The following is a 16960-nucleotide window of genomic DNA, read 5'->3' as shown; positions in this document are numbered from 1 at the left end:
CCATGGCAAACGAGACACGCACACAATCACCAGCCGCTGGCCCGGCAAACCCCACCGCCCCGGCCGATGTCGCCTCTCTGTCCTTCGAGCGGGCCGTCGAGGAACTGGAATCGATCGTCTCGGCGCTGGAGCGCGGCGATGTCGCCCTTGACCGCTCGATCGAGTTCTACGAGCGTGGCGAGGCGCTGAAGAAGCATTGCGAGGCTCTGCTTAACGCGGCCGAAAACCGCATCGAGAAGATCCGCCTCGACCGCGCCGGCAAGCCGCAGGGCGTGGAACCGCTGGACGGCAACTGAGGCTGGTCAGGCGGCGACGCTTTCCGAGGACGACGGTTCGCGCACCGAGGCCGGCCCTGCCTGCAAGAGTAGATCTATCTTGACTGCGAGCCTGCGGCCGTTCCGGGCAACGATCATGCTGAGGTGATTGCCGGAGGCGGAGATCCAATCTGCCCTCGGGAGGTACGCTTTCCAGATGAGCGTGGCATCGCAATCGATCGGCGAGCCGGATTTCGAGCCGAAGAACACGAGCGGCCCATCATAGACGCGCGGCCGGTAGAGTCCCTTCATCTGCAATAGCTGGCGGGCCCGGGCATCGTAGGCGGGCACGTAACCTCCCGCCCATTGCGGCGCGCACAGCGGGTACCCCGCGAGGCGCGGGTTGCGAAAGCGGAAGAAGAACTGGTGGCCCCGGCGCGGCGGGCTGTGGCGGAAGGCCGATGCCGCACGCCCCTCGCGCAGCGCCTCGACGCCGGCATCGCAGGTCCGCTCTGCCGAAGGCTTTCCGCGGTTTGCCGCGCGGCCCGTCAACTTTCCCAGCACCGACTTCATCTGGCGCGCGACGATCCTGCGCATCAATCCGGCCCAGAGACCGAGCGGCCAGCTGTGATCGTTCTGCGGGGGATCGAGCAGCAACAGCACCTCGATCATGTCGCCTTCCGCCCTTGCCCGGCGCGCAAGCTCCAGCGCCAGCACGCCGCCGAAGGAATAGCCGGCAAGACGATAGGGACCTTGCGGCTGGATGTCCTTCATGGCGCGGTAGGAGAGTTCGACCTCGTCTTCGACCTTGGGCGGATTGTCGGCGGGACGGCCGAAGTCCGTCAGCGTAATGCCGTAGATCACGCCGTCGAACGTCATCGCATCGAGGAGGCCCTGCGTTTCCAGAAAACAGTTGACGCCGCCGGCAAACAGGAAGAGCGGGCGGGTTAGGTTGCCATCGCGCAAGGGCAGGATCTTGTCGGCGGGCAGGATCTGGGAATGAAGTTTTCCCTGCTCGACAGCCTCGACGATCGCACGGGGCGTGCGGTGGATGTAGAAGATGTTGACGTCGAGTTCGATCCCGGTCCTCACCCAGAAGAGCTTGATGAGGGCCAGAGCCCTGTTCGCGTTCAGGCCCTGGGCCACCAGATCGTCATCGGCGGCAATGGGGATGCGCATCGTTTGCTGGCACAGGCCTGTCAGTGTTGCAAGCATCACGTTGGTTCCATGTTCGAATTCCCGAACTCCAGCCAGCCTTCCCGCGCCTGTCGTCTTGGTCCCCGAGCATATATATGAAAAGACTTACCAGAGCCTTGAAGCGCAGGGCGTATCGCCTGTCCGCTTTTGACACGGCGACTGCATGCCCTTTACAACCGCGGGACGCATTCCAATCCTGGCATCGTCTCGCGGAATGCATCTTTCATTCCCCCTGCGCCGAGCTATGTCATCTGGAAGATGATCCATGGGAGAAGGGGGTATTTCGATGACGGCACAGGAAACGCATGGGACGCAACCCGAACTGAAGCGCGTGATGGGGCCGGGGCTGCTGCTGCTCTTCATCATCGGCGATATTCTTGGCACCGGCATCTATGCGCTGACCGGACAGGTCGCGGCCAAGGTCGGCGGCATCGTCTGGCTTCCCTTCCTCATCGCCTTCGCGGTCGCCCTGCTGACCGCCTTCAGCTATCTCGAACTCGTCACGAAATATCCGAAGGCGGCCGGCGCGGCACTTTATACGCACAAGGCCTTCGGCGTGCATTTCCTCACCTTCATCGTCGCCTTCGCGGTGATGTCGTCGGGCATCACCTCGGCCTCCACGGCGGCGCGGGCGTTTTCCGCCAATTTCACGGCAGCACTCGGGCTCGATGTCGGCAATGGCATGGTGGTGCTGATCGCTGTCCTGTTTCTCGCGCTCGTCGCCGCCATCAACTTTCGCGGCGTCGGGGAGAGCGTGAAGCTCAATGTCGGGCTGACGATGATCGAGCTGACGGGCCTTCTCATCATCATCGGCATCGGCTTCTGGGCGATCCTTCACGGTCAGGGCGACGTGTCGCGCGTCACGACGTTTACGCCGGCCGGTGACAGCGGCGTGTTCTGGTCCGTCATCGCGGCCACCACGCTCGCCTTCTTCGCCATGGTCGGCTTCGAGGATTCGGTCAATATGGCGGAGGAGTGCAAGGACCCCAGCCGGATCTTTCCAAAAGTTCTCCTGACCGGCCTGCTCATCACCGGCGTCATCTATGTGCTCGTCTCCATCGCCGCCATCACGCTCGTGCCGGCCGGCGAACTGAGCGAAGGCGAGACCCCGCTCCTGAAGGTCGTGCAAGCCGGCGCGCCCGGTTTCCCGATCAGCATCTTCGGCGTCATCACCATGCTCGCGGTTGCCAACTCCGCGCTGATCAACATGATGATGGCAAGCCGCCTGCTCTACGGCATGGCGCGCGAGGATGTCATTCCCGCCATTCTTGGCCGCGTGCATCACGGGCGGCAGACGCCTTACATCGCCATCGGCTTTACCACGCTGCTGGCCGTCGGCCTGCTGATCTTTGCGGGCGGCGTTCCCCAACTTGGAGGCACGACGGCACTGCTGCTGCTCTGCGTCTTTGCCATCGTCAACATCGCCGTGCTGGTGCTGCGCAAGGACACGGTGGCGCACAGGCATTTCCGCATCCCCACCGTTTTCCCGGTGCTCGGCGCGCTGACCTGCACCTTCCTCGCCGGGCCGTGGACCGGCCGGGAGCCGGTCCAGTATCTGATCGCCGGCGTGCTTCTCGCCATCGGCGTGGTGCTCTGGCTTGCCACCGTCACCCTCATGCGCCGCACGACCGCCGCGCGCGCATGAGGCATCCGGCACCGGACGTGCGGTTCCGAACTTCGGGGGCCTGAACTTTGGGGGCTGAACTTTCGGGGCCGAACATTGTTGTAGGACGAAGACAGGGGTTCCGGTATCCTGATCGTCGCCCTTTGCCGCAGATTCGGGAGCGGAGCGACCTTGCAGGTCCGCTCTGCCCCGGAAGCGTCTTCCAGCCAAAGCGACCTCGTGCGGATGTTGCGGCGACGGGCTTTTGCAATTCCCACGAATTGCGATTATGACGCCATTTTGCGAATGATTTCTATCGCGGCCCATCAACGACCGCGGGTATGAGGACAGCGTGACCCAACCGAACTCCCCGCCGTCGACGCCGCTTCTGGACAAGGTCAACCTGCCCCGGGACTTGAAGGCGATCGACGACAAGGACCTGATGCAGCTTGCCGGAGAACTGCGCGCCGAGATGATCGACGCCGTGTCGCGCACGGGCGGCCACCTTGGGGCGGGTCTCGGCGTGGTCGAGCTGACCATCGCGATCCACAAGGTATTCGACACGCCGCACGACCGGCTGATTTTCGATGTCGGCCACCAGTGCTATCCGCACAAGATCCTGACCGGCCGCCGCGACCGCATCCGCACCCTGCGCCAGGAAAACGGCCTCTCCGGCTTCACCCGCCGGGCGGAAAGCGAATACGACCCGTTCGGCGCCGCCCACTCCTCCACCTCCATCTCGGCCGGCCTCGGCATGGCCGTCGCGTCCGAGTTGCAGGGCGTCAAGCGCAACGTCATTTCCGTCATCGGCGACGGGGCGATGTCGGCCGGCATGGCCTACGAGGCTCTGAACAATGCCGGCGCGCTCGATGCCCGGCTGATCGTGATCCTCAACGACAACGACATGTCCATCGCGCCGCCGACCGGCGCCATGAGCGCCTATCTGGCGCGGCTTGCCTCCGGGCGGACCTATATGGGCTTCCGCGAACTCGGCAAGAAGCTGACAGCCTATCTCGGCAAGTCGATCGACCGCGCCATCACCCGCGCGGTGGAGCATGCGCGCGGCTACGTCACCGGCGGCACGCTGTTCGAGGAGATGGGTTTCTACCATATCGGGCCTATCGACGGGCATTCCTTCGAACACCTGCTGCCGGTGCTGCGCAATGTGCGCGACAATGCACATGGTCCCGTGCTGATCCACGTCGTCACGCAGAAGGGCAAGGGCTACGCGCCCGCGGAAGCCGCCGCCGACAAATATCACGGCGTCAACACCTTCGACGTCATCACCGGGGCGCAGGCCAAGGCCAAGCCGAATGCGCCATCCTACACGGCCGTCTTCGCCGAGGCGCTGGTGCAGGAGGCCAACGAGGACGAGCGGATCGTCGCAGTGACCGCCGCCATGCCGAACGGCACCGGGCTCGACAAATTCGCGCTGGCGCATCCGACCCGCATCTTCGACGTCGGCATCGCCGAGCAGCATGCCGTGACCTTTGCGGCGGGATTGGCGACGGAGGGGCTGAAGCCGTTCGCGGCGCTCTACTCCACCTTCCTGCAGCGCGGCTACGATCAGGTCGTCCATGACGTGGCGATCCAGGGCCTGCCTGTGCGCTTTCCCATCGACCGGGCCGGTTTCGTCGGTGCGGATGGTCCGACGCATGCAGGGTCGTTCGATACGACCTACCTTGCCGCCCTGCCCGGCTTCGTGGTGATGGCCGCGGCCGACGAGGCCGAGCTGAAGCACATGGTGCGCACGGCCGCCGCCTATGACGAGGGTCCGATTTCTTTCCGCTATCCGCGTGGCGAAGGTGTGGGCATCGACATGCCGGTTCGTGGCGAGATCCTCCAGATCGGCCGGGGCCGCATCGTCAAGGAAGGCACCAAGGTCGCCCTCCTTTCCTTCGGCACGCGACTGGCGGATTGTCTGCTGGCCGCCGAGGACCTCGATGCCTCGGGGCTTTCCACGACGGTTGCCGATGCGCGCTTTGCCAAGCCTCTGGATCACGACCTCATCCGCCGGCTTGCCCGCGAGCACGAGGTGCTGATCACCATCGAGGAAGGCGCCATCGGCGGCTTCGGCAGCCATGTGCTGCAATTCCTGGCGCTGGAGGGCCTGATGGATTCGGGGCTGAAGGTGCGCCCGATGGTGCTGCCGGATATCTGGATGGAACAGAGCAAGCAGGACGCCATGTATGCCCAGGCCGGCCTCGACCGCGCCGGCATCGTCTCCACCGTCTTCCGGGCTCTCGGGCAGAAGCGCGTCGGCCGCGACGCTGCGGGTTAACCTCGGGCGCCTGTGATGGGGCGCTGTGGCGCCGAGATCTGCTCGATATGACGCAAAAGGCTTGTCAGCCGCGCCTTGACACGCCATGACATGCGCCATGTCAAACGAACCGAAAACCACTGTCCGCCTCGACCAGCTCGTTCTCAACCTCGGGCTCGTCGCCAGCCGGTCGCGCGCACGCGACGCCGTGCAGCGCGGAACCGTGCGGGTCAACGGCCGTGTCGTCACCAAGCCGAGCTCCACCTTTCCCGAGGATGTCACGATCGAGATCGACGATCCGGTCCAGGCCTATGTCTCGCGCGCCGCGCTGAAGCTGAAAGCCGGTCTCGACCATTTCGGGCTTTCGCCGGAAGGGCTGGACTGCCTCGACATCGGCGCCTCCACCGGCGGCTTCACCGAAGTGCTGCTGCATGCGGGTGCGGCACACGTCATTTCGGTCGATGTCGGACACGGACAGTTCCACTCGCGCCTCGAAGCCGATCCGCGCGTCACCAATATCGAAGGGCTGAATGCGCGCGTGCTCGACGAGGAACATCTGGAAGAGCGCGAGATCGGCATGGTCGTCTCCGACGTGTCCTTCATCTCGCTGAAGCTTGCCCTGCCCCCGGCGCTCGACCTCGCCGTACCCGGCGCGATCTGCATTCTCCTCGTGAAGCCGCAGTTTGAGGCCGGCCGCGATTTCGTCAGCAAGGCGGGTCTGCTCAAGGATCCCTCGACCGCACCCGACGTGGCGGCGGAGCTGGAGCGCTGGCTGGTCGAGGAGATGGGCTGGGAAAGCCTCGGCCTCGTCCCCTCGCCCATTGCCGGCGGAGACGGCAACGAGGAGTTTCTGCTGGCCGGCCGCAAGCCTCTGGACGACGACGCCGGAACGGACGAGGACGACGCATGAGCGCGGAAACCGCGACAGTCGAACGGCTCGGCCTGCAGGGAGACGGCATCGTCTCTTCCGAAGCCGGCCCTGTCTTCGTACCCTTCACGCTTCCCGGCGAACGGGTGACGCTGGCCGTCAACAAGCAGCAGGGCACGGTGATGTCGCTGCTCGCACCCTCGCCCGACCGTGTCGCACCTGTCTGCCGGCATTTCGGACCGGAAGGCGTGAACGGCACCTGCGGCGGCTGCACGCTGCAACATGCCGGCGATGATCTCTATCATCAATTCAAGCGACAGATCGTGATCGACGCCCTGCGCTCACGCGGCATCGAGACAGAGGTGGCGCCGCTCGTCATCGCCCGCCCCGGCGAGCGCCGGCGCACGGTCTTCACCGCGCGGCGCACCGAAAAAGAGTTGCTGCTCGGCTACAATCAGGCCGAAAGCCATCACATCGTTTCGATAACGGAATGTCCCCTCGCGAGCCCCGGCATCGTGTCGCGGCTCGCAGCCATCCGCATCATCGCCGCGGCGCTCGCCGTCAATGCCGAGCCGTTCCGCATCACGGTGCTGGAGACGACGACCGGGCTCGATCTGGCGGCCGAGGGCATCAAGGCCTTGTCGGACCGGCACCGGCAACAGGCGATCGAGGCCGTGCTGAAACTGCGTGGCATCGCGCGGCTGGCCGTCAATGGCGAGACGATCGTGGAGCCGCTGAAGCCTCTCATCACCTTCGACGGCATCGCGGTCTCGCCGCCGCCCGGCGGCTTTGCGCAGGCGAGTGCCGTTGCGGAGGCCGCGATGGCGGAACTCGTCATGGCGCATCTCGGCAAGGCCAAGCGGGTCGCCGATCTTTTCGCCGGCACAGGTACCTTCGCTCTGCGCATGGCCCGCAAGGGCCGCGTCCATGCGGTGGAAAGCGAGGAGAAGGCGCTGAAAGCGCTCGATCTCGCCGCCCGCAACACGCAAGGCCTGAAGCCGGTCAGCATCGAAAAGCGCGACCTGTTCCGCCGGCCGATGATGACGTCTGAACTAAAGGTCTACGACGCCGTCGTCTTCGACCCGCCCCGCGCCGGCGCGGAAGCGCAGTGTCGCGAGCTGGCGCGCTCGACGGTGAAAACCGTGGTCGCCGTATCCTGCAATCCGCAGACGCTCGCACGCGATCTCTCGATCCTGATAGAGGGCGGCTACCGCGTGACGAAAATCACCCCCGTCGATCAGTTTCTCTGGTCGTCCCACGTGGAAGCCGTGGCCACGCTGACGCGGTAACGGTACATCGTATTTTTCTAATATTACGAGAATGTTCGTGCTACGCTTGGCCGTTCGCAGCTGAAGCAGAAAGCGCTGCCCCAGCCAGCGCGTCGGGGACGATAAGCCTCCCCGACCTCGGCATAGGCTTTGCTGTCGAACAGGAGTGAAGCGAATGGGGTATCTACCCGTGAGCATCACGCTTGAGATAAGAAAAACCCGCACGGGCTGGCGAATGCGCGTGCGGGTCCATTTCTTCATCTAAGCGAAACGACAGTCGGAGTTACAGCTCCGGCTGTCACTCCGCTAATATACAGCGTTGTCTATCAGGTGCAAGACGCATCGAAACACCTCGCCGGCGGCTCCGACGATATAAAATAAATATCTTATATACAAAGTTTCGTTCTGCTACGCTTGGCCGTTCGCAGCTGAAGCAGAAAGCGCTGCGCCAGCCAGCGCGTCGGGGACGATGAGCCTCCCCGACCTCGGCATGGGCTTTGCTGTCGAACAGGAGTGAAGCGAATGGGGTACCTACCCGTGAGCATCACGCTTGAGATAAGGAAAACCCGCACCGGCTGGCAAGTCCAGGTGCGAGTCATATTCCTAGTCTGAGCGAAAGGCAGTCGGAGTTCACGCTTCGGCTGCCACTCCGCTAATATACAGCGTTGTCTGTCGCGTGCAAGACACGTCGAACGACCCTGTCGCCCGCTCCGAGGATATAAAAGAAGTATCTTATATAAAGAATTTCGTTCTGCTACGCTTGGCCGTTCGCAGCTGAAGCAGAAAGCGCTGCGCCAGCCAGCGCGTCGGGGACGATAAGCCTCCCCGACCTTGGCATAGGCTTTGCTGTCGAACAGGAGTGAGGCAAATGGGGTATCTACCCGTGAGCATCACGCTTGAGATATGGAAAACCCGCACGGGCTGGCGAATGCGCGTGCGGGTAACATTCCAAGTCTGAGCGAAAGGCAGCCGGAGTTCGAGCTTCGGCTGCCACTCCGCTAATATACATCCGACGGTTTTTCACCGCAAGATGTCGCTGGACATATCGATTTCCGTCAGCGCTTGGAGAGGAAGGCCATAAAGGCGGCTTGAGCTTCGGTGCTTTTGAGGCGGGCGGCGAAATGGTCCGCTTCGAGGTCGATGCGGGCCAGGGTTTCCGTGGTGTCGCCGCGCAGGAGATGCCGGGCGATGCGCAACGCTTGTGGCGGCTTGGCTGCGAGCATGGCGGCAGCGGCGAGCGTTTCCTCCTCCAGCGCCTCGGGTGCGACGACTTTCCAGACGAGCCCGACGGCGACGGCGTCTTCGGCAGCGATCGGCAGACCCGCGGCCAGCAGCGCGAAGGCGCGCTGCTGGCCGATGATGCGGGGGACGATGAGGCTGGAGGCGGCCTCCGGCACCAGCGCGAGATCCACGAACGGGGTTCGCAACTGGGTGCGGGTGGAGATGACGGTGAGATCGCAATGCAGGTTCAGCGTTGTGCCGATGCCGATCGCCAAGCCATCGACGCCGGAGACGAGCGGCTTGGTGGCCGTCGCGAGCGCATGGAGAAAGCCAAGGACCTCCGTTCCCAGGGTTTCGCTCATCGCCATCTGGGCGAAGTCGGCCATGTCGTTGCCGGCGGAAAAGCAGCCGGGCGTACCGAGGAAGACGATGACGCGAACGTCGTCTTCCGTCTCGGCCGCTGCGAGTGCTTCCGTCATCGCCACATACATGGCGCGGGTAATGGCGTTCTTCTTTTCCGGGCGGTTCATCCGGATGACGCGGATGGCAGTGTCCGGCTTTTCGATGAGGATCGTCTCGTCGGTCATATCAGGGCCTCAGTTGAGCGCGATGCGCGCAGCCTCAAGGCTGTCGGCGCCGTGGAGGATGGCGTCGGCAAGGGCTGCCGTTTCGCCGAGCAGGTTCTCGGCGAAGAAGCGCGCAAGAGCGACGCGCTGCGGCTGACGGCCATCGTCCACCACGACCGCCGCACCCTTGGCGAGAAGCACGCCGGAGAGGACGAGGCCGAAGAGACGCTGGTAGGCCGTGGCGCCGGCAAGGGCTGCCGAAAGGCGTCCGCCCGCCAGTTCGGACTGGAGCCAGTCGGTCGCCGTGATCAGTTCGCCGATGGCTTTGTTGAGACGCGCGGCGGTTTCGCCCCAGGCGCCCTTGTCTCCTTCGACTGCGGTCACGGTCTTCGCCATCGCCGAGAGCTCGTCGATCAGTCCGCGCACATGGGCGCCATCGCCGAGCGGCAGCTTGCGGGTCACGAGGTCGATCGCCTGGATGCCGTTCGTGCCTTCATAGATCGGTGCGATGCGCGCATCCCGCAGCAGGCGGGCGGCGCCCGTTTCCTCCACGAAGCCCATGCCGCCTTGGACCTGAATGCCGAGCGAGGCAACCTCGACGCCGACATCCGTCGGGAAGGATTTTGCGATCGGAGTCAGAAGCGCTGCACGATCCTGCCAATGACGCTTCTCGTCGCCTTCAGCCTCGTGGGCGCGATCGACCGCCTCCGCGCAGAGATAGGTGATGGCCCGCGACCCTTGCGTCAGCGCCTTCATGGTCAGAAGCGTGCGGGCGATATCGGGATGATCGATGATCGGGCTGGCCGTGGCGGCACCCAAATCCGCACCGGGGGCCTTGCCCTGACGGCGCTCCCGCGCATAGGCAAGCGCGCCCTGCGTGGCGGCTTCCGCCATGGCGACGCCCTGGGCGCCGACCGCGAGGCGGGCGTTGTTCATCATGGTGAACATGCAGGCAAGCCCGCGATTTTCCTCCCCGATCAGATAACCGACAGCGCCTGCCTCCTCGCCGAAGCGGCCGTCGCCATAGATCATGGTGCAGGTCGGCGAGGCATGAATGCCCAGTTTCTCCTCGATCGAGTGACAGAAGAGATCGTTGCGCGCGCCAAGCGTCTCGTCCTCATTGACGATGAACTTGGGCACGAGGAACAGGGAGATGCCGCGCGTTCCCTCGGGCGCATCGGCCAGGCGGGCGAGAACGAGATGGACGATATTGTCCGTGAAGTCGTGTTCGCCCCAGGTGATGTAGATCTTCTGGCCGAAAATCCGGTAGGTGCCGTCGTCGCGGCGTTCCGCACGGGTGCGCAGCGTCCCCAGATCCGAGCCGGCATGCGGTTCGGTCAGGTTCATCGTGCCGGTCCATTCGCCGGAGACCATCTTCTGCAGGAAGCGGGCCTTGAGCGCGTCGGAACCATGTGCGGCAAGCGCTTCGGCGGCACCGGCCGTCAGCATCGGCGCCAGAGCAAAGGCCATCGAGCCGCCGTTCCAGATTTCCATGGCGGCGATCTGCAGGCGGTGTGGCAGGCCCTGCCCGCCCGCTTCCATTGGCGCGGCGAGCCCATTCCAGCCGGCAGCAGCCCAGGCACGATAGATCTCCGGCCAGCCGGTCGGCGAGCGGACCTCGCCATTGGCGAGCTTCGAGCCCTCCTTGTCCCCCCGCGCGGCGGCCGGCGCGATCGTCGCGTCGCAGAAACGGCCCGCCTCGGAGATCACAGCCTCCACGATATCCGCATCGACGGACACGTCGCCTTCGAGACCTGCGATATGATTGAGCGTGAACAGAATGTCGTCCACAGGGGATGTGTACATAAGGTTCTCCTGCCTTTGCCGGCGCCCACCCGTCTTCTCCTGCGCCGCGGGTCAAATTATTGATTTTTACGTAAACGTCAACTGGGAGATGCGCGATTGATCCCTCATGTTCCCGATCTCCCGGCCGGCTCGCAAGGCTTCGCTTGCCTTGCAACGAAACTGTCATAGAACGTCGATACAGCACGACTCCGACTGCCGGACATTCTGTCATGAACCTCGTTTCGCCCGAAATTCCCGGCCTCGTCTGGGCCTATCGCTTCCGCCCGGGACAGGGCCGCGGCGAACGCATTTCCGCGGATGCGCCATTGGAGACGTTGACCGAGAGCGAAGGCTGGCTCTGGCTGCATCTCGCGCTGAGCGACGCGCGCACGCCGGCGCTGATCCAGAAGATCTGCGACTTGCCGCCGGACGCGCTGGCCACCCTATCGAGCCATGATACGCAAGCCGCCATCACGACCGACGAAGCCATGGTGCACGGCACGCTGGTTGATTTCGAGCGCACCTTCGACCAGATGACGAAGACCATCGGCTGGCTGCATTTCGTCGTGACCGACAAGGTCATCGTGACGACGCGGCTTCATCCGCTGCGCAGCATCGACCGGGTGAAGGCGGCGATCGAGAAGAATCCGCGCTGCCTGCGGCCGATCGACCTTTTCGAGATGATGGTCATCGAGTTTCAGCGAACTCTGATCGGTCTGGTGCTGGAACTGACGGAGGAGCTCAACGTCATCGAGGACGAGGTTTATGGCGAGGCGGGCCACAACGACCAGCCGCGGCTGGCGCCGCTGCGCCGTACCGCCGTCCGTCTACACCGGCATCTGCGCACCTTGCTCGCGCTTCTCAGACGCGCTGCCGCATCGGACGAGGACGAGGTTCCCACAGGCTTCATCGACGTCGCCGAACGCCTGACCGACCGGCTGGAGACGGTGGACCGCGACGTCTTCGCGTTGCAGGAACGAGCCCGGCTGCTGCACGAGGAAATCGACAGCAAGCTCTCCTCCGAGACCAACCGCCATCTCTATATCCTCTCGCTGATGACGGCCTTCCTGCTGCCGCCAACGTTGGTTACCGGCTTCTTCGGCATGAACACCAGCGACCTGCCGCTGGCCGGCGGAATCCACGGCACCCTCATCGCCGGGGTCTTCATCGTGATGTCCATGGCCTTCGCCTGGACGATCCTAAAACGAATCGGGATTCTTTGACGCAGAGGCCGTAACGCAAAGAAGGCATCGGGAAACCGATGCCTTCTTTGTATTCAAGCCTGCAAAACCGACCGATCAATACGGCGAATTGCACTGGCGGCGGGGGCCGTTGTTGGGCTGGTAGGTGTTGTCGTAGGCGCGGTAGGAGCGGTAGCGGTTCTGGCACCAGGCGACATGGCTGCCACCGACGCGAGCCGGGCGGTCGTTGTTGATCGCGCCGCCGATGATGGCACCGGTCGCGAACGCTGCGAGCGGGAACCAAACGCCATTATGTTCGCGATAGCCGCGGCGGCGTTCGCGATAGCCGCGATGGCCATTGTAATAATAAGCATTGCCACGGCGATGCATGCCGCGACGGCGCCAATCGTCGCGGTCGCGATCGCGATACTGAACAGGCTCGGCTGCGTTTGCCGTCTGGACGGGCTTCTGGACCGGGATCGGAACCATGGCCTGGACGGGCACGAACGATGTGACGAAAAGCGCTGCGGAAAGACCTGCGGCCGAAAGGAGCTTGGCGTTGAAGAGACCCATTGTTTCCTCCGTGGATTTTTATTGAATGGCCGCGAGGGGCACGGCATTCACTGGTCTGACAACGGGCAGAATCGTCATTGGTTCCCTCTGTGACGAACACATGACGCGTGCCGGCGGCCAAAATTAACGTTGCGTTAACCCTGTGAGCGCAGCATTGTGCGCATGCGACACATCGCCCGAACCATTGCCGGCGCGCTTACTCCCTCCCCTTTCGGGCGAGGTTCGGTCGTGGCGCTAGGCCTTCTACTGGCGCTGGGCGCCGTGTTCTCACCGCAGTCCGGCCTTGCCGTCGATCTGGAGCCCTGGAAGACGCCGGAGCCGGCGCTGGTCATCGATGCCTATGAGTTGAATATCGTCGACTGGCAGGAGATGCTGAAGGACAAGCGGATCGCGGGTTTCGTCTCGAAAGCCTCCGACGGTCTGCCGGAGAGCTTCTCCTGCACCGGCGACCACAAGGGTGATACGTTCGCGCACTGCAAGACGATGTGGCGGAAATATGCGGTCAGCCGCGAGCTTTACCAGACCCGGCGCATGGTGGCGCGGGCAAGCGGGCTGTTGTGGGGTGCCTATCACCTGGCGCGGCCCGGCAACCCGATCGAGCAGGCCAACCACTTCCTCGACTATGCCGAACCCGCAGCCGACGAATTGATGGTGCTCGACATCGAGGGTATCGACCCCGACAATTTCATGTCGCTCGAAGATGGCGAGATCTTCGCGCAACACATTAAGACGCGCACGGGTCGGTATCCGATGCTCTACACCAACCACTCCACCGCTCGCCACATCGCCGACAACCGCGCGCTTTACCCGATCCTCTCGCGCCTGCCGCTCTGGTACGCCCGCTACAAGCCGGGCATTCGCAACGTCTTCCCGATGGGCAACTGGGACAGCTACGCGCTCTGGCAGTTTTCCTCCGGCGCCAACTGCAACAAGCGCCGCTGTCCCTACCGCATCAGTGGAACCCTGCCCGATATCGACGTCAACGTGGCGCCGATGGATGCCGCGCGGCTGAAGGTGGAATGGGCCAAGGGCGAACTGCTGCCGGAAAAGCCGCTGCCGCCGGAGCCCGCACCAACCCTCGGCCCGCCGGTCATTATGCTCGTCTCAGCCGATGGCACCCGCCCGGCCTGCATCGGAACGCAAGCGACCGGCGTGGACGCGATGACGACCTCCTCCATTAGCGTTCGGGGCGCGCGGATCGCCTTGCGCTAGACTGCTGTCAAGCTGCGGCACGTTATCTGGAGGCGCGGTTTCCCCACAACCGGGAAGGCATCAGGGCGTCTCGCCGCTCACGCCTCGATTTGCACATCCGTGAGCGGACGCGAGCAGCAGGCGAGGATGTAGCCTTCCTCGATGTCCTCGTCGAGGATGCCGCCATTGTGGCTCATGTCGACCTCGCCGGAGATCTTCATGACGCGGCAGGTGCCGCAGAGACCGCTTTCGCAGGCGGCGCCGATGCGCACGCCGGCGGCGCGGGCGGTCTGGAGCACGGTCTGGCCGGGGATGCATTTCGCTTCCTTGCCGGCCATGGTGAAGATGACGGTGGGGGCGACGATCGGCTGGTCGCTATCGGCCTCGCCGGCAGCGTCGCCCGCACCGGCGCGAACGGCGAGTTCATCGACATTCGGCGCTGCGGCGGGCTGGAAGCTTTCCTCGTGGTAGCGGGCCATGTCGAACCCGGATGCCTGCAGCAGTTCGCGCACGCCGCGCATGAACGGTTCAGGACCGCAGCAGAACACCGTGCGGCTCATGAAGTCGGGCGCGAGCAGCGCCACCTTGGTAGCGTCGATGCGACCGCGCAGGCCGTGCCAGCCATGGCGGGGTTCGTGACCCTCAACGACGAAGCCAAGCGACAGGTTGGGCATGCCGGCAGCCAGTGTTTCCAGTTCGGCGCGGAACAGCAGATCGTCCGGACGGCGGGCGCAGGAGACGAAGGCGACATCGGTCTGCGGCGCGCAATCGGAAAACCAGCGCGTCATCGACATCATCGGCGTGATGCCGGAACCCGCTGAGACGAAAAGGTACTTCTCGCCGGGATAGCGCACGAAGGAGAAGTCACCGAGCGGGCCGAACGCCTTCAGCGTCATGCCCGGGCGCAGGTTCTCGAACATCCAGCGTGTGCCGATCGAGGTCGCCTGCGCCTTCACCGTGACGGCGATGGAGAAGGGGCGCGAAGGCGTCGAGGACAGCGTATAGGTCCGCATGACCGGATCGTCGGCCGTCACCGGGATTTCGAGCGTGACGAACTGGCCCGGCAGGTAGCGGAACCAGCCGTCGCGATCCGACTTGAACACGAAGGTCATGACGTCGGGCGCCTCGAGCGTCACCGCGATGCATTCGAGCAGGTGCTGGCGATCGTTCCAGGGCTGGAGTTCGTCGAAGTGACGGAACGGCGATACGACTGTCATGCGACCTTGGCTCATGTCAGGCCACGCGCACGAGCGGCGCGCGGACGCCGGTCAGGCGCTCCTGCATGAATTTCGTGTACCATTCGACGAACTGCATGACGCCGCCTTCGTGCTCGGGGGAATAGGGACCAGGCTCATAGGCCGGCGAGCGGATGCCGAAGGCGTTTTCCTCTACGATCTGGCGGTCTTGATCGTTGGTCTCGGTCCAGACATGCGTCAGTTCCTCGAGATTGTAATCGACACCCTCGACGGCATCCTTGTGGACCAGCCATTTGGTGGTGACCTGCGTCAGTTCGGGGCCGAGCGGCAGCACGCGGAACGTGATGGCGTGGTCGGCGAGCACATGGTTCCAGGTGCTCGGGTAATGGAACATCAGCAGCGTGCCGATATGGCTCTGGGGCACGGCGTCGGACAGGCGGCGCTTGACGGCGCGGGCGCCGGACATGGTGTAGCTCTCGGCATCCTGAATGAGCGGCATGCGCGCGACGCGGAACTGGCCCGTCGGATCGATGCGGAATTCGCTCGGCAGGCCGGCGGCTTCGCAGCGACTCCAGTGCTCGAAAATGACCGGATCATCCTTGGCACCCTGAACGCCGGTGGCCGAAGGGGCTTCGGGATAGGTGCGGCAAAGCTCCGGGTGGTTGCTGGCGCAGTGATAGCACTCGCGGTTGTTTTCCCAGACGAGCTTCCAGTTGCCCTTCTCCACGATGGTGCTCTCATAGGCGACCTTCGTGTCCTTGAGATTGTGCGGCGCGAGGTAGGACGTGACCATGTCGCGCACGGGCGCAAAATCCAGCGGCTCGGCCGCTAGGCTGACGAAGATATAGCCGGCAATCGTCTCGCAGGCGACGGGCTTCAGGCCGTGTGCGGATTTGTCGAAGTCCTCGCCCATCTGACGGGCGAACATCAGCTTGCCGTCCAGTTCGTAGGTCCAGTTGTGATAGGGACAGACGAGCCGCGCCGAGGCACCCTTGGCCTGCGTGCAGACGCGCGAACCGCGGTGGCGGCAGGCATTGTGCAGGGCATGGATGGCGCCCTGGCGGTCGCGGGTGACGACGACGGGATAGTCGCCGATCTGGACCGTGAAGTAATTTCCGGCCTTGGGGATCTCGCAGTCATGGCCGATGAACAGCCAGTCCTTGTACCAGATCTCCTCCATGTCGAGCTTGTAGAGATCTGGATCCGTGTAGAATGCCTGCTCGAGGCTGTGGGTCTCGCGCCGGTTCCGGAGCGTGCGGAGTACTTCGCTGCGAAAATCCATGTTCCCGTTCCTTATTTAAACCCGGCAACCCGCCGCACCACGACATTCACATCAAAGTCCGTCACATCGTCGCCAAGACAGGTGTCCGGGCTCAGGGGCTGGGCCAGGCCGATCCGTGACAAGGATCGCCGGCTTCATGCTCCACCACCGTTGCGGGCGCAGCGCCCGGTTCCGACCGGCTTCCCAATAATGTGTCCGGATCCCTTTGAAACCAGCGCCTTGAGCCTCTCACTCTAACGCCGCGCCGGCCGATTTCAGAGGCCAAGAAGCGACACGCGATTTGAGAAAGACGACACGCGCATTTGCGGGCCATTTTTGCGACTTCGTGCGTCGATCCTTCAAGATAAACAAGACGATGCGAGACATTTCGGCAGATGTCGCTTTCCCGGTCAGGCCGATGCGTCGTTGCCGGGTGCGCATTTGCGACATCGAGGCGTGCGCCCCTGCTGCCTGCCCCAAGGCGAATGGCCGGATGACGCAAGCCTCGCGCCATGGCCGGCCCGTAAGACCATGCA

General features: G+C 64.0%; 13 protein-coding genes and 1 riboswitch. Of the genes, 7 read left to right on the top strand and 6 right to left on the bottom strand.

Annotated elements, in window-relative coordinates; genetic code table 11:
* Window positions 1–2: 2 nt before the first annotated feature.
* Window positions 3–296 (top strand): exodeoxyribonuclease VII small subunit, encoded by a 294-nt coding sequence (locus GA0004734_RS07350; protein WP_092936030.1) that lies wholly within the window; start codon window positions 3–5, stop codon window positions 294–296.
* A 6-nt stretch (window positions 297–302) separates the two neighbouring features.
* Here the strand turns inward: GA0004734_RS07350 and GA0004734_RS07345 are convergent, their stop codons facing one another.
* Window positions 303–1469, bottom strand: coding sequence for a thioesterase domain-containing protein (locus tag GA0004734_RS07345; protein ID WP_092932512.1), 1167 nt, complete (start codon window positions 1467–1469; stop codon window positions 303–305).
* A 247-nt stretch (window positions 1470–1716) separates the two neighbouring features.
* On the opposite strand from GA0004734_RS07345, the gene GA0004734_RS07340 reads away from it, so the two are divergent.
* The 4 genes from GA0004734_RS07340 (at window position 1717) to GA0004734_RS07325 (ending at window position 7471) form a co-directional block, all read left to right on the top strand.
* Window positions 1717–3096, top strand: coding sequence for an APC family permease (locus GA0004734_RS07340; RefSeq protein ID WP_092932510.1), 1380 nt, complete (start codon window positions 1717–1719; stop codon window positions 3094–3096).
* A 310-nt stretch (window positions 3097–3406) separates the two neighbouring features.
* Window positions 3407–5335, top strand: a complete 1929-nt coding sequence (dxs, locus tag GA0004734_RS07335) for a 1-deoxy-D-xylulose-5-phosphate synthase (protein ID WP_092932508.1) — start codon at window positions 3407–3409, stop codon at window positions 5333–5335.
* 97 nt (window positions 5336–5432) lie between these two features.
* The gene (locus GA0004734_RS07330) at window positions 5433–6224 is read left to right on the top strand and encodes a TlyA family RNA methyltransferase (RefSeq protein ID WP_092932506.1); all 792 of its coding nucleotides are present in this window, start codon (window positions 5433–5435) and stop codon (window positions 6222–6224) included.
* The gene (locus tag GA0004734_RS07325; protein WP_092932504.1) at window positions 6221–7471 is read left to right on the top strand and encodes a class I SAM-dependent RNA methyltransferase; all 1251 of its coding nucleotides are present in this window, start codon (window positions 6221–6223) and stop codon (window positions 7469–7471) included. The genes GA0004734_RS07330 and GA0004734_RS07325 overlap by 4 nt, the downstream gene beginning before the upstream one ends.
* 1034 nt (window positions 7472–8505) lie before the next feature.
* On the opposite strand, the gene GA0004734_RS07320 is transcribed toward GA0004734_RS07325, so the two are convergent.
* Both GA0004734_RS07320 and GA0004734_RS07315 read right to left on the bottom strand, forming a co-directional pair.
* A complete protein-coding gene (locus GA0004734_RS07320; RefSeq protein ID WP_092932502.1) occupies window positions 8506–9258 on the bottom strand; it encodes a crotonase/enoyl-CoA hydratase family protein in 753 nt (250 codons plus the stop codon).
* 9 nt (window positions 9259–9267) lie between these two features.
* Window positions 9268–11043 (bottom strand): acyl-CoA dehydrogenase, encoded by a 1776-nt coding sequence (locus tag GA0004734_RS07315; RefSeq protein ID WP_092932500.1) that lies wholly within the window; start codon window positions 11041–11043, stop codon window positions 9268–9270.
* Window positions 11044–11252: 209 nt separating this feature from the next.
* Between GA0004734_RS07315 and GA0004734_RS07310 the strand changes: the two genes are divergently transcribed.
* On the top strand, window positions 11253–12245 hold the full coding sequence (locus GA0004734_RS07310; RefSeq protein WP_092932498.1) for a transporter: 993 nt from the start codon (window positions 11253–11255) through the stop codon (window positions 12243–12245).
* Between the two features lie 75 nt (window positions 12246–12320).
* Here the strand turns inward: GA0004734_RS07310 and GA0004734_RS07305 are convergent, their stop codons facing one another.
* A complete protein-coding gene (locus GA0004734_RS07305) occupies window positions 12321–12776 on the bottom strand; it encodes a BA14K family protein (protein WP_092932496.1) in 456 nt (151 codons plus the stop codon).
* A gap of 162 nt (window positions 12777–12938) precedes the next feature.
* Between GA0004734_RS07305 and GA0004734_RS07300 the strand changes: the two genes are divergently transcribed.
* Entirely contained in the window at window positions 12939–13988 is a 1050-nt protein-coding gene (locus GA0004734_RS07300; protein WP_092932494.1) for a glycoside hydrolase family 25 protein, read from the top strand.
* 77 nt (window positions 13989–14065) lie between these two features.
* Here GA0004734_RS07300 and GA0004734_RS07295 read toward each other — a convergent pair whose 3' ends face one another.
* Complete coding sequence (locus GA0004734_RS07295) at window positions 14066–15184, bottom strand: hybrid-cluster NAD(P)-dependent oxidoreductase (protein WP_092932492.1); 1119 nt, start codon at window positions 15182–15184, stop codon at window positions 14066–14068.
* A gap of 16 nt (window positions 15185–15200) precedes the next feature.
* The gene (locus GA0004734_RS07290; RefSeq protein ID WP_092932490.1) at window positions 15201–16445 is read right to left on the bottom strand and encodes an aromatic ring-hydroxylating oxygenase subunit alpha; all 1245 of its coding nucleotides are present in this window, start codon (window positions 16443–16445) and stop codon (window positions 15201–15203) included.
* 58 nt (window positions 16446–16503) lie between these two features.
* Window positions 16504–16682, bottom strand: a riboswitch (cobalamin riboswitch).
* Between the last annotated feature and the right edge of the window lie 278 nt (window positions 16683–16960).

This window comes from Rhizobium sp. 9140 (assembly GCF_900067135.1).
GTDB lineage: Bacteria > Pseudomonadota > Alphaproteobacteria > Rhizobiales > Rhizobiaceae > Ferranicluibacter.
This window is presented reverse-complemented; position numbering and strand designations above follow the sequence as displayed.